This window comes from Haloarcula sp. R1-2 (genome assembly GCF_011627385.1).
Lineage (GTDB): Archaea > Halobacteriota > Halobacteria > Halobacteriales > Haloarculaceae > Haloarcula > Haloarcula marismortui.
The window spans coordinates 12,447-25,581 of the sequence record NZ_JAANTG010000007.1; the positions used below are offsets into that span (position 1 = coordinate 12,447).

Genomic DNA, 13,135 nt, shown 5'->3' on the forward strand with positions numbered 1-13,135 from the left:
TCGAGGTCGGCCTCTGGGGGTGAGGGAAGACGTAGAAGCGTGGAGTTTGACATCCTCCGCGCCTTCTATGGCCCGGTTTCCTCTGTGGAGTTTTCGGCTATGCCGATTCCCTGAGGGCAATATTCCCGTGGTGAACGGTACTCGGGTCTGTGCGCTGTTCGTTGGGACTTTCGTGAGGGTGTGGTGTCCCCGACCAGGTGTGGTCGTCCCACTGGAACCGCACGGGCCGTGCCATCGGCCTGACTGCCTGTTTTGTGTGCCGCTCGAGAAACGTCTCTGACGCGGTTAGGTCGGCGTGCCCTTGGAACCCACACGGACAGGTGAGCGTGTCTTGATGCCGCGTCGTTCAGTCAGTCGATCCACACCGTGGACATTCCTGACTCGTCCACGCTTCCGATCGAACCTCGACCGAAATCCCGTATTCCTCTGCGGTACACGCTAATCGCTCTGTGAACTTCTTGAACGCCCAGAAGTTGTGGGTCTTGGCGTTGGTTTTGACCGACCAGTGTGTGTCCAGCACGTCGGTCAACCCGCCGATATACACCGTATCCACGCCCTCGGCGTACAGTCGATCCAGCAGGTCACGACATAGTGCTCCTTGCGCGTGGTCGCGGCGGCGGGTGCGTTTGCGGTACAGTCGCCGGATACGCTCGCTACTGTACCGGCCTTCCGGGAGCTTGGATTGCAACCGGGCAATCTCTCGTGTCGTCTCACGGAACCGCTGGAACAATTCACGGCCTTCGTACAGGTATTGCTCGCCGGTCGTGGTGGTACAGGCGACGAGATTGTTCGCACCGATGTCCAGAGCGGCCGTTTCATCGGCCAGTGGAGTTGCCCGTGCACTATCAGACACAGTCACAGGTTGGGAAGCTCGGAAGGTGCTTTCCGTCTCGTCGTACCATAGGTCCAACCGGCCCTGTTTTTCGTAGTTGGGCCAATTCGGGTTGCCAGCGATTTCGAGTCGGAGGCGGCCGGTGTGATCGTATTGGTCCTTCAGCTCGCTGCCGACCAGAATCTCAAGCCGAGACCGGTCGCCCCACTCAGTCGTGTATGCGTCGTTACGAATGACGGTTCTGAGTTGGCGTCCGTCGTCCTCGTTGCCACGGAATCCCGGCGGGTTAGGATGTTCCGTAACCGACGTGTTCGACTCGTCGTGGTACTGGTCTTTCAGATGCAAGAAACTGCGCCACGCTTCGCTGTTTTTGCGTATCACCTGTTGAGCTGTAGACGCCCCGAGCACGCCTTTGTATCGACCTTCGAGTCGGCCGGTATCGGCGTCCCATATGCCGCCTTCGAAGCCGTCCTCGTCGTTGTACCGCATAAGGCGTTGGTAGTTAACTTCGTTCCAGAGAGCGGCAGAAGCGTCCAACAGGTCCCGTAACAGTTGCTCTCCGGTCTCGGAGAGCGGTCGCACGGCGAACGTATTGGTACGCTTCATCTACCACCTATCGATCTGTTCCGTCGCAAGGTAAACACTGTCCCGCCAGAGTGAAAGTAAAACTGGAGTCGCCACGTTGGAGACTTCTGACCGGAAGGAATACGGCGGTATCTCAGCAGATCCGCCGCGATTCTCGTCTACCCTCTTCGGACCTTGGTTCTGAGAGGCGACGGCGTATCGCTTCTAATTTTCAGCAAATCGGTTCGAAAAGCGTTCTCAACGCTATATTCTGGCTTATTGGTCGTTGTCATGGGGCTTCCGGAACGATTTCCGGAATTCATCTGTGTGGATTCAGCCGGTGTACTCACCACCGGGAGGAATATAGGAATCTGCCAAAGAACTATGTTTCTCTGAACCGTGCGTTTCCATATGAACGACCGAAGTCCACCGGAGGAGTTTGCTGACGTCAACGAGGCGGTCGGCGAGGAATGGGAGGCCGAAACGACACCCTACGAGCGCATTCGACACGTCGTTTCACATACGTACAGTCCCGTCTCAGCTGATGCCGTAGCTGACGATGCACGGACGGCTCCAAAGACCGCTCGAAAGCACCTGAACACACTCGCAGACGAGGGGTTTGTCGAGACGACACCCGGCGAACAGGGTGGCACACTCTATCGGCGCTCACCTGAATCACTCGTCGTCGAACAGGCTGCCGACATCCTTGAGCACGTCTCGACCGATGAACTCGTCACCCGAATTCAGGAGATGCGCGAGCAGCTCACCGAATATCGATCCGAATTCGGTGTTGATTCCCCCGAAGAATTGGCGGTCAACCAGACGAACCAAGCCCTCAGCGAGACCGGGTCACAGGACGAGATCGACCCAGAGACGATTCGTGAGTGGAAGACGCTCCAACGGAATCTCGCGTTCGCGAACGCTGCCCTCTCGATCGGCAACGCCGAGCAGTTCGTCGATAGTGACCGTCGCTCGACTGACGACAGCGTCCCTGCCTGAGCAATGCGGGATTCGCCTGACCAAGCAGAAACCCATACTCTCCGGGGAGCTGCGGATCGGCCGGTGCTACTGACGATTCGTGATGTCGTCGAGGAGATGGAACCGCTCGCAACACCTGAACTCGACGACTACCTCCATCCATCAGTCCTCGAAGTCATGCTTGACGATGGACTGTGTGGGGCCGAGGACGCCCGGATCGATATCCAGTGGACGACACGAGATGATTACAAGTTCCATTACACGGACACGGAAGGGGTGAATCTGCGCTGGGGGAAGCACCCACACGCAGGCGACTATATCCACGTCCCTGGATTAGAACACTATCATCCACCGCCGAACGCGAGTTCTGATCCAGACGAGGTCGAAGCGTCCTGTATTTCACAATCTCCTGAAGAATTGGTCACCCGCGCGGTCCTTAAACTCTGGCGGGTCGCCTACCACACGGACTCGTATGAACCACTCAACGCAGGTCGTAACCCACCGTAGGAACCATCCGGGTGCTTTCCTTTACGAACCCCCACTGAGAAGCGAGTTCTTCAGGCGATAGGCTCCAGCGACTTCATAGAGAAATCTGACTTTGAACAATACCGTTCTGCAAGCTCCATCAACGCTCGAGTCCGTCGGATATCGGCGACGTTGTGGATGATGAGTGGCTCGTAGGCTCCCTCCTCCCATGCGGTGACTGCCTCGCTACTGTCGGTATGGATCCAGGTCGTTCAATCCGGCGCCGATCAGTTCCTCGTAGACGCCACTCAGCGTATCTTCACTCGTATTGAAGCGTGTCTCGAAGACATCCATCACGTCGACGTATGGCAACGTGCCAAACGGCCACTCGAGCCCGTGCGTACAGAGCCGTGTGCGAAGGAACGGAAGGTCGAACCCTCCGTTCCACCGCTCCCCGTTGTACGCAACGAGCTTTGCATCACGTTGGGTGAGTGTCGATGTGACAAACGTCGCCAGTTCGTTCAGGAGTTCCCGTTCGCTGTCGTGAAGTGAGAGTTGCACCGGTGTCTCGAGAGTGTTGTTCAACCGATCTGCCAGCGCTTTCGGAGGTGTCGTTCCGGTGTGGAGAAACACTCGCGACGAGACCGCCGAGTCGAACCCAACTACTGTGAGTTCATCACCAGTCTGAAATCCCGTCGTTTCGATATCGAAGGCAATCGTCGTCAACTCAGTCATTCTGCACCTCCAGTGTCACCTTCGGCGGGCGATTGCTGCTGTTCGCTCACAGTTTCCGAAAGCCGTTGCTCAAGCTCCACTAGGCGTTCCTCGTGGTCGTCAAGTCGGCCCTCCTGTTCGAGATCGATGCTGAGCAGCGCCGGCAGCAGCGGGTTCTGGTGATTCAACAGTCCGCTTGCGTCAGCATGGTTGCGAGCGTACTCGAACAACTGGTCGAACTGGGGCTGGTCACGACGCCGGAGTGCTCGTCGAAACTCCGCCCATCGCTCTTCGATGGCCCGCAACGCATCTCGGTACGTCGGGTTCGTACGCCCCATCGTTATCGCCCTCCGCTGGTTGCCGTCCACGCATCGAGCAAGGGATCGGCGGTGGCCGCCACCGTCTCACCGTCAGTCGTGACGCCCGTTCCGACACCCTCCGGGGTCGGCGTCGACGGCGTCGGCGTTGTCGGTTCCACGCCGACTTGCGTGGCGCGTGCCGCGAGCAGCTGCCGCCAGTACGCGAACGTCGTCTGGTAGTACTCGCCGTCATCGACGGGATAGACGAGCGTCTCGAAGTCGTCGCCGACGAATCGTGGCCCCATCCGAGTATGCTTACACTCCAGACGATGGTCGGCGGCCGTCGCGACCGACGCTGTGAAGTCGTCATGGTTGCTGCGAGTGGCGAGGACGGGAATATCGTAGCCATCGGCGTATGTCGCTAACCGAGCGAGCGTCCGGGCTTGAAGGGTTGCTGCGTGCTCGTCGCTGAGGGTATCGTCAGCGCGATATTGGGCATCGACCGCCGGTACAACGATGAGCGAGGGGGTATGCGGTGACGGGTTGTCGTCCCGCCTTGTTGGCTGCTGGACGCCTGACTGGGTTGGCTCAATCGATTGCTGGATGGATTGGTTTACTGCTGTTGAGAGTTCGTCAACGGCACCGTAGTGCTGGTAAGCCGTGAAGCCACGGGCGACGTGGATGCGGTCTAAAAGTCGCTGACTCGGGGCGATTTGTCCGAGCGTGGTTGTCGTTGCATGGCTGTTGGCGTCAACCCAGAAGGCGGGACCCTCATGCATAAGGAGATGATCGAGGACGAGCGACTGGAGAACCGGCACGCCGCGACTGTCGTCGATGTCCAGTAACGTGATTCCGTCGTCAAGCGACGGAAGCAGGATATCGTCAGTTGCTGGGTCAGCCCGGTCAGCAATGGACTGATTTCGGTCTGCCCCTCGCATAGGCTGATCGACGGCCAACAGATTCGATGCTGCGTGATCTGGCATACTCAATTAGATGCTCACTGACCCAATAAGCCGCGGCGTGTCACTTCCGCGTTTCAGGAAATCCTCTGTAGCAGTCTGCATTCTGCTGCAGTGTGTGGGTTTCCGTTCCTTCGGCCTGTTTCCAGAAATCTCTCCGGAATGGTCTTTGACAGAGTTAACCAGCAGCCGCAATCGAATCAGCCAGTCTGTTGGTTAATACAACACGGCGAATCGAATTCCTGTTCGGGTCTCACCTCGTTGGCGAATTAATCGAATCGGTGGTTACCGAATACTGCCGATCACGGCTCGTTCCCTTGGCAACCAGCAGGTTGTACTGAACCATCTTCGACAGATAGGTTCGGACAGTCCGTTTCGTTCGGGGGTCATCGACGGCATCGCAGTAGTGGTCGTGAATCTTGCTGGGCCCTACTGGCCCATGTTCTCGTATAATGTCGTAGACGGCTTGCTGGTGTGGTGTGAGCGAATCGAGACTCGTCTGTCTGATCTGGGCGCGAGCATCGTCTGCTGCATCAAGCAACATCTCATCGGAGATCCGTCCGTGGTTTTCCCTATCGGCTATGCTGGCGGCGGTACGGAGAATCCCAATAGCGAGCCGGGCATCGCCGGCGGCTGCATCGGCGATCTGGTAGAGCTGAGTGTCTGTGATGACGTCATCGTCGAGTCCCCACTTCGTCCGAGCGTGCAGGATGTCGTACAGCTGCTCGTCGTGGTACTTGTCCATGCGGACGTGTTCGCTTGATCGGAGACGGCTCACTAGGCGGTCGTCGACGCGGCTGAACAACTCTTGTTCCGTATTGGCGATACAGACCAGCGCGAACTGCTCCAAACTATGGAGGTCGTAGAGAATCCCCGGATCCTCCAGTTGGTCAACCTCGTCGAGGATGATCACTGTTCGGGGCCCGTCGTACTGTTGGAGTCTGTCAACGAGCTCGTCGTGGGGTGTCGACTGCCGGTGGATATCGATGGTCTGGCCGAGGTCGTCGAGGACTTGGTAGAGTGTTCGGAAGCGGGTGTAGTTGCGCCAGCAGTTGACGTAAGTTGTCTCGACGTCGAGCACTTCCCCGCGAAGACGTTCGGTGACGAATTTTGAGATGCATGTCTTTCCAGTTCCACTGGGCCCAGTGACGATGGCGGTGTCGGCGGGCTTGCCGTTCACAATCGGTTCCAGAACGCTGGAAAGGTGGTTCACCTCGGCGTCGCGATGCTCGACTTCACGAGGGACGAACCCTGCCCGAAGCACACGAGCATCGCGAATCATGGATTGATCAGTAGATTGGTTTTCTAGCGCGGTATATAATGGTGGCTGGGTAGTTTCCGGAAAGTGAAAAGCTATCGCTGGTTTTGCTTGCCAATCTCGCCGTTGTCAAGCGATTTTGTTTCCGGTAAACCGTCGCTTCCAAGATTTCCGGAAAGCCTGCGAAACGCCCAGAATGCAGTCCTGATTACAGGGATAATCACGAGCAGTTTGCTGGAGAGTGTTACCTCTGTTCGGAGTGAGACGCACGAGCGGAAATAAATACGTAACCAGGAGCCAAGGGAAATTTCCTGAAGAGTCAATTCCGAGATTTTTGAGTCGAGCCACCTGCTCAGTGGATCTATCCACGGACTGTAACGATTGTGCCAGCTTCAAAAGATGTTCAACTAGCCGTCCAAGATACAGAGCGCATAGTCAGCGCTAAACAACCCCAGTCATCAACCCTTACAGTATACTGGCGTCAGATTGGTAGCTACTCTGGTGCTTTGCTCTCAGCTAGCAGGGACGATATGATGAGTCGCCTGATTCCACGTCGGAGGAGACCACCCGCTGCAGGCTGAGAGATATCCAGCTCGACGGCGACTTGGTCGAGTGTTGCCTTCCGTGGTTCTTCGAAATACCCTGTTTCGAGCGCGACGAGGAGTGCTTCCCGTTGGCTATCGGTCAACCCAGCGTCCGTATTTCCTAAACTCGCGTATTCGTTCACGCGAAGTAACTTGATGTCAATGTCGTTCTCTTGAGCGTAGTCCCAGATCTGATGCAGGCCTGCTCGTTCTGTCAGCCAGATTGTGAACAGCCAAGCGCTTCCATTATTTTCCTTATCGAGGATAACACCATTCGCGTCCGAAATCACCGGTGAGAGAAGTATCCCTTCACCACTGTATTCGACGCAATATATTGCCTCCTGATCTCTGGTTTCGATGATCCGTTCGAATTCAGCAACAGTATTATCGTTCCGTAATCCCTCTTCGAGCCGGTGGAAGTCGGACGATTCGATGTAGTAATAGAAGGTTCTAGATGTTGGGTCAGTTCCCGCCTCTGAGACCGACATCACTTTCGAACTTTGGTCGTACGTGACTGACTTCGTACACACTATGTCGGGATGCTCGACCCGTATGTCGGCTTTAATATCGGTCACTGTCTTAATTTGGCATTTTATTGTCTAGCTGCGAGCCTATCTTCCGACACGTGACGGTAACTTATCTTACTGTGCTAGTGGCCTGGATTGTAACAGTGTTAGTGTGGTCCGACAAGTAAGGTGGTGATTTCCACTGTCGTCTCGGAGAAGCGGCCGAACAGGTCTTGGCATTCCTAACGATAATGTTGACTGATTGTGATTGTTCGGAAACATTATAATTCATCTCACATCAAGTGTGGTTTTTTGAAGTCAGTGGTCACGTTCGGAAGGGCTAGAGCCGCACAAAATTATCGCACCCCATATAAGGGTGTTATACGGATAACCTCCAGAAGAATACAATTAGAGTGTTATTTTGTCGTATAATGGCTGTAGGAGATTTAGTGCTGACAGGGCTGATGGCCGTCCTCCTCGTCGGCATCACCGCAGTACTCACACGTATCGAGAGCTGGCGGTCGTATACGCCACTAGCCGGGGGTGGAACAGCGACCGGTGAAGACGCCGTCGTCCGCAAGCGCGAGAAACCCACTGGGCTAATTCGCTGGCTGACGACCGTGGATCACAAAGACATCGGGCTACTGTACGGGCTGTACGCCATCATCGCCTTCGCGGTCGGGGGTATCATGGCGATGCTCATCCGCATCCAGCTCATCGTTCCGGGGGGAGCGATTCTGGGAACGAACGCATACAACTCTATACTTACTAGTCACGGCATCACGATGCTGTTCCTCTTCGGGACGCCCATCATCGCGGCCTTCGCGAACTACTTCATCCCGCTACTCATCGGGGCCGACGATATGGCGTTCCCGCGTATCAACGCCATCGCCTTCTGGCTCCTCCCGCCGGCCGCCCTGCTCATCTGGGCCGGTTTCTTTCTCGCGCCGGTCACCGAGAACATGATAGAGCCGGCCCAGACCGCTTGGACGATGTACACGCCGCTGTCGGTCGAGCAGGTCAACCCCGGCGTCGACCTGATGTTGCTGGGGCTGCATCTCTCTGGAGTCGCGACGACGTTGGGAGCCATCAATTTCATTGTGACTGTCTTCACCGAGCGCGGTGAGGACGTCAGCTGGGCAAACCTCGACATCTTCTCGTGGACTGTCCTCACTCAGTCGGGGCTCATCCTTTTTTCATTCCCACTGCTGGGCAGCGCTCTCGTGATGCTGCTCATGGACCGCAACCTCGGGACGACGTTCTTCGCTGTCGAGGGCGGTGGTCCGCTGTTGTGGCAACACCTGTTCTGGTTCTTCGGCCACCCCGAGGTGTATATTCTGGTGCTCCCGCCGATGGGGCTGGTGAGTCTTATCCTGCCGAAGTTCGCTGGTCGGCAACTCTTCGGGTTCAAGTTCGTCGTCTACTCCACGCTGGCTATCGGTGTCCTCTCCTTTGGCGTGTGGGCCCACCACATGTTCTCGACGGGGATGGACCCGCGGCTCCGGGCATCGTTCATGGCGGTCTCGATTGCGATATCCATACCGAGCGCGGTGAAGACGTTCAACTGGATTACAACGATGTGGAACGGCCGCCTTCGACTGGCCACGCCGATGCTGTTCTGTATCGGCTTCGTCTCGAACTTCATCATCGGCGGTGTCACCGGTGTTTTCCTCGCCTCGATTCCGGTCAACCTGTTGCTGCACGACACCTACTACGTCGTCGGGCACTTCCACTACGTACTCATGGGCGCTCTCGCCTTCGGTGTCTTTGCGGGCATCTACTACTGGTTCCCGGTGTTCACCGGCCGGATGTACCAGCGCAGGCTCGGGAAGGCCCACTTCTGGCTCTCGATGATCGGGACCAACCTCACCTTCTTCGCGATGCTTGCGCTCGGCTACCTGGGGATGCCCCGCCGGTACGCCACCTACGAATTTGACGGCGCTATTGCACCGCTGACGCAGGTCAGCACCTTCCACCAGTTGGCGACCGCGGGCGCCTTTATCCTGCTAGTCGGCCAGCTTATCTTCGTCTGGAACTTGCTGCAGTCCTGGCTCGAAGGCCCGAAAGTCGAGGACGGCGACCCGTGGAACCTCGAACGCGACGGGATGCTCGACAAGGAGTGGACTTGGTTCGACCGCAAGCTGGAGACGGCTATCACCGACGGCGGCGAGGACGAGGAGGGGTCCGCGTTGACTGACGGAGGCGCGCCAAAGGACGACTGACGCTATTAAAGTTGATGACTAGGCTCATTTTGGTAGTATCTGCTCAAGTATTACAGTACGTTGTATACTCTGAATCGAATTCTCGCGGCGGTGGTTGCTGGAATTGTGAACCCATATCTTTCGATGTGTAGGGGCGTTCCAACACTGTCAATAGCCCCTTGAATTTGGATAGATCCCCAGTTTCGAGATACTCCTCCAGTGCCTCTTCAATTAAGTAGTTGCGGGCGATATACCTCGGGTTGGCTTCCTGCATCAACTCTTCATCTAGGCCGACAGCAGCCAACTTATTCCTCAACTGTTCGAATTCTGCAGTTGCAAACACCGGGTAATCAAACGTCCCAGGCGTCTCTAATTCGAGGAAGGTGTTGGTATAGTCTGCGTTCGATTTGCGAAGCCACTGTATGAATTCATCGACGAGTCTGTTATCGCCATCTGAGTTGATTCCCAGCTTCTTCCGCATCATCGTGTAGTATTGCTCATCAAACCGATTCTCAAATTCGTCAAGTTTGCCTTCGAGTTCATCATATGTGAGCGCTGATTGCGTACACAGCGGTTGGAGTGCCTCTGCAAGCCGTTCAAGATTCCACCGCAAGATGGGGCGCTGATTTCCGAATGCGTATCGGCCGTGCTTGTCGATCGAGCTGAAGACCGTCTCCTCATCATAATAATTCATGAACGCACAAGGTCCGTAATCAAATGTTTCTCCATCGACACTCATGTTGTCCGTATTCATCACCCCATGGATGAATCCGACACGCAACCAATCTACAACCATCTCAATAGATGACTGCATGACTGCATCGAAGAACTCTAGATATGTGCGATCCTTCGTATTTAGCTGCGGGTAGTGCCTGTCGATAACATAGTCAGTGAATCGCTGTAGTTCGTCGGATGCTTGGCCTGCAACATACTGGAAGGTCCCATATCGAATGTGGCTATTCATCACTCGGACAAGGATGGCTCCAGGTTCTGTCTGTCGTCGTTCGACTGGTTCGTCAGTTTCGATGACTGCCAGACTTCTCGACGTTTTGATGTTTAGATTCTGCATCGCATACGAATACAAATACTCTCTGAGCATTGAGCTGACAGTCGCGTTGCCATCGCCTCTTCCGGAGTACGGCGTTTGACCAGCCCCTTTCAGTTGAATATCGTATCTATTACCATCGTGAACGTGTTCGCCGAGTATCATCGCTCTCCCATCGCCCAGAACTGTAAAACTTCCATACTGGTGGCCTGCATATGCTTGAGCAATCGGCTCCTCTAAGCGATCTTGGCCTGCTAGAATGTTAGCATTGAGCTTTACCGTATCCAATCCAAGATCAGCACATAGTCCGTCATTGAGAAGCAAAATTTCGGGGTTAGCGATACTGTTGGGCGTTGCTCTCGAATAGAGGTCCGAGTCTAAATTTTTGTAAGTGGTATCAAATGAAAAGGTCATTTAGTTTCATATGCCGTTACCTTGCTTGTTTTAATAAGCTTATTTTTCATCTATTTGTAGAGAGTAGCACAGAGAAGCCGAGTCGCCGGTCCTCTGTGTCACTCTGATAGGAGTTGGGAAAGACCACGGCTCCTGGTAGCTGGGGCAATCTCCAGGTGCAATTGTCTGTCTTCCCCATACCAGCCTATATTTCGAGGACAGAAAAATATTTTTGGTTTAAAAAATAGTATACAATACAGACAAAATAATACCTCTAATTTACCTAGAAATTTTTTAACCCTTCGACTCAATATATGATACATGAGTTCAGATCAAGACCACCTCAAAGAGACGGACACCGAGAAGCGTTTCGAATTCAAGAAAGAGGAGAAGTCCGCCTTCGAAGCCGAGAAGGGCCTCACGGAGGAGACCATCCGGGTCATCTCCGAAGACAAGAACGAGCCGGAATGGATGCTCGACCGCCGCCTGCGCGCGCTCGAACAGTTCCACGAGATGCCGATGCCGGACGGCTGGCCGGGCGCACCCGACCTCTCCGAAGTCGATGTTGACGAGATCGTCCCGTACATCCGCCCCGACATCGAGACACGCGGCGGTGTCGACGACTGGAACGACCTCCCTGAAGAGATTCAGGACACCTTCGACAAGCTCGGCATCCCGGAAGCCGAGAAGAACGCGCTCTCGGGCGTCGGCGCGCAGTACGAGTCCGAGATCGTCTACCAGAATATGCAGGAGCGCTGGGAGGACAAGGGCGTCATCTTCTGTGACATGGACAAGGCCGTCCAGGAACACGAAGACATCCTCAAAGAGTACTTCATGACCAAGGCCGTGCCGCCCAGCGACAACAAGTTCGCGGCGCTGCACGGCGCTATCTGGTCTGGCGGGTCGTTCGTTTACGTCCCCGAGGACACTACGGTCGACATGCCCGTGCAGGCGTACTTCCGCATGAACTCCGACGGCATGGGCCAGTTCGAGCACACGCTCATCATCGCCGAGGAGAACTCCGAAGTCCACTACATCGAGGGCTGTTCCGCCCCGAAGTACTCTGAGTTCAATCTCCACTCCGGCGGCGTCGAAGTGTTCGTCAAGGAGAACGCTCACGTCCAGTACTCGACCGTCCAGAACTGGTCGAAGAACACGTACAACCTCAACACCAAGCGCGCCATCTGCGAGGCCGACGGCACGATGGAGTGGGTTTCAGGATCGATGGGCTCGAAGGCCACGATGCTGTACCCCTCGACCGTTCTCAAGGGGCCGGGCGCAACGGACAACCACATCACCATCGCCTTCGCCGGCGAGGGGCAGGACATCGACACGGGCGCGAAGGTCTATCATAACGCCCCCGAAACGAAGTCCACCATCGAATCCAAGTCCATCAGCAAGGACGGCGGCCGCACGAACTACCGTGGCCTCGTCCACATCGCTGACGGTGCTGAGGACTCTTCGACCTCCGTCGAGTGTGACGCTCTGATGTTCGACAACGAGTCGACGTCGGACACGATGCCGTACATGGAGATTCAGGAGTCGAAGGTCGATGTCGCTCACGAGGCGACCGTCGGCAAGATCGGCGACGAGGACGTCTTTTACCTCCAGTCGCGCGGCTTGGACGACGACGACGCAAAGCAGATGATTGTCGCCGGCTTCATCGAGCCGATTACAGAAGAGCTGCCAATCGAGTACGCCGTCGAACTCAACCGCCTCATTGAACTCGAGATGGAGGGTTCACTTGGATGAGTACGGACAAAACGGTGGAAGCCGGGGAATCCACGGTCCGATACGGCGCGTACGATGGGCGCCTCAGAATGGAGCAAGCAGAAGCGCTTGCGGCGGAATACGCTGACCCCCGGGACATCCACTCATGGATTGACGGCAAACACTTCGTCCTTACCGTTGGCGAACGGAAGCTGGTCATTGACCTCCTTAGAGGGAAGTATGACGTCGTTATTGGCGACAAAATAATGGGAAAGTTCACCGAGTGGAACGATGCGGCGAAGAAGTTTGAATCGCTGCTGTCCGAGCGGTCAGACGCCATACCGTTGGAGTGAACTAAGACTTCATCCGCTGGAGGCGCGATTCGAAAGTCTGTCAAATCGGTCCTGTACAGCGTTCTTTCGATTCTCAGTCGCCGCTGGTCCGTAGTCCCAATTGAGGTTTATACCGTTTACAAGGGCTGTAAGGATGGGATCAGTGTGTCGGCTAGCTTCCGGGAGTTCGGTTGCCGCCAGAATGAAACCCCCGACCTCCTCACCGTCTTGATTGAAGAAGACAGGCGCCAGCCAGCCCTCACTCGAGTTTGTTACAGCCACCAGTATAACTCGT

Annotated in this window: 10 protein-coding genes and 2 pseudogenes; 5 read left to right on the forward strand and 7 right to left on the reverse strand. The window is 55.7% G+C overall.

Features of this window, described 5'->3' with window-relative positions; genetic code table 11:
- Positions 1 to 97: 97 nt before the first annotated feature.
- A pseudogene (locus G9C82_RS19550) lies at positions 98 to 1,438 on the reverse strand (RNA-guided endonuclease InsQ/TnpB family protein).
- Between the two features lie 369 nt (positions 1,439 to 1,807).
- On the opposite strand from G9C82_RS19550, the gene G9C82_RS19555 reads away from it, so the two are divergent.
- A complete protein-coding gene (locus G9C82_RS19555) occupies positions 1,808 to 2,395 on the forward strand; it encodes an Rrf2 family transcriptional regulator (protein ID WP_127015100.1) in 588 nt (195 codons plus the stop codon).
- 3 nt (positions 2,396 to 2,398) lie between these two features.
- A complete protein-coding gene (locus tag G9C82_RS19560; protein WP_127015101.1) occupies positions 2,399 to 2,881 on the forward strand; it encodes a hypothetical protein in 483 nt (160 codons plus the stop codon).
- Positions 2,882 to 2,931: 50 nt separating this feature from the next.
- On the opposite strand, the pseudogene G9C82_RS19565 reads toward G9C82_RS19560, so the two are convergent.
- From G9C82_RS19565 to G9C82_RS19585, 5 genes and pseudogenes are all read right to left on the reverse strand, one after another.
- Positions 2,932 to 3,574: pseudogene (locus tag G9C82_RS19565) on the reverse strand (ribonuclease H-like domain-containing protein).
- On the reverse strand, positions 3,571 to 3,891 hold the full coding sequence (locus G9C82_RS19570) for a hypothetical protein (protein ID WP_127015102.1): 321 nt from the start codon (positions 3,889 to 3,891) through the stop codon (positions 3,571 to 3,573). Before G9C82_RS19570 ends, G9C82_RS19565 begins: the two are co-directional and overlap by 4 nt.
- 2 nt (positions 3,892 to 3,893) lie before the next feature.
- Entirely contained in the window at positions 3,894 to 4,835 is a 942-nt protein-coding gene (locus G9C82_RS19575; RefSeq protein ID WP_127015103.1) for a hypothetical protein, read from the reverse strand.
- 229 nt (positions 4,836 to 5,064) lie between these two features.
- Entirely contained in the window at positions 5,065 to 6,093 is a 1,029-nt protein-coding gene (locus G9C82_RS19580; RefSeq protein ID WP_127015104.1) for a Cdc6/Cdc18 family protein, read from the reverse strand.
- Positions 6,094 to 6,562: 469 nt separating this feature from the next.
- Positions 6,563 to 7,228, reverse strand: coding sequence for a helix-turn-helix domain-containing protein (locus G9C82_RS19585; protein WP_004965087.1), 666 nt, complete (start codon positions 7,226 to 7,228; stop codon positions 6,563 to 6,565).
- A 362-nt stretch (positions 7,229 to 7,590) separates the two neighbouring features.
- On the opposite strand from G9C82_RS19585, the gene G9C82_RS19590 reads away from it, so the two are divergent.
- Positions 7,591 to 9,381, forward strand: a complete 1,791-nt coding sequence (locus G9C82_RS19590) for a cytochrome c oxidase subunit I (RefSeq protein WP_127015105.1) — start codon at positions 7,591 to 7,593, stop codon at positions 9,379 to 9,381.
- Positions 9,382 to 9,424: 43 nt separating this feature from the next.
- Here G9C82_RS19590 and G9C82_RS19595 read toward each other — a convergent pair whose 3' ends face one another.
- A complete protein-coding gene (locus tag G9C82_RS19595; RefSeq protein ID WP_127015106.1) occupies positions 9,425 to 10,819 on the reverse strand; it encodes a YdiU family protein in 1,395 nt (464 codons plus the stop codon).
- A 300-nt stretch (positions 10,820 to 11,119) separates the two neighbouring features.
- Here G9C82_RS19595 and sufB point away from each other — a divergent pair, with 300 nt between their 5' ends.
- A complete protein-coding gene (gene sufB / locus G9C82_RS19600) occupies positions 11,120 to 12,550 on the forward strand; it encodes a Fe-S cluster assembly protein SufB (protein WP_127015107.1) in 1,431 nt (476 codons plus the stop codon).
- A complete protein-coding gene (locus tag G9C82_RS19605; RefSeq protein WP_004965114.1) occupies positions 12,547 to 12,861 on the forward strand; it encodes a hypothetical protein in 315 nt (104 codons plus the stop codon). Before sufB ends, G9C82_RS19605 begins: the two co-directional genes overlap by 4 nt.
- The last annotated feature ends 274 nt before the right edge of the window (positions 12,862 to 13,135 follow it).

What these genes read in the sequence shown, in the direction of transcription:
- G9C82_RS19555 (WP_127015100.1), top strand. Translation starts at nt 1,808, where the DNA reads ATGAACGACCGAAGTCCACCGGAGGAGTTTGCTGACGTCAACGAGGCG.
- G9C82_RS19560 (WP_127015101.1), top strand. Translation starts at nt 2,399, where the DNA reads ATGCGGGATTCGCCTGACCAAGCAGAAACCCATACTCTCCGGGGAGCT.
- G9C82_RS19570 (WP_127015102.1), bottom strand. Translation starts at nt 3,891, where the DNA reads ATGGGGCGTACGAACCCGACGTACCGAGATGCGTTGCGGGCCATCGAA.
- G9C82_RS19575 (WP_127015103.1), bottom strand. Translation starts at nt 4,835, where the DNA reads ATGCCAGATCACGCAGCATCGAATCTGTTGGCCGTCGATCAGCCTATG.
- G9C82_RS19580 (WP_127015104.1), bottom strand. Translation starts at nt 6,093, where the DNA reads ATGATTCGCGATGCTCGTGTGCTTCGGGCAGGGTTCGTCCCTCGTGAA.
- G9C82_RS19590 (WP_127015105.1), top strand. Translation starts at nt 7,591, where the DNA reads ATGGCTGTAGGAGATTTAGTGCTGACAGGGCTGATGGCCGTCCTCCTC.
- G9C82_RS19595 (WP_127015106.1), bottom strand. Translation starts at nt 10,819, where the DNA reads ATGACCTTTTCATTTGATACCACTTACAAAAATTTAGACTCGGACCTC.
- sufB (WP_127015107.1), top strand. Translation starts at nt 11,120, where the DNA reads ATGAGTTCAGATCAAGACCACCTCAAAGAGACGGACACCGAGAAGCGT.
- G9C82_RS19605 (WP_004965114.1), top strand. Translation starts at nt 12,547, where the DNA reads ATGAGTACGGACAAAACGGTGGAAGCCGGGGAATCCACGGTCCGATAC.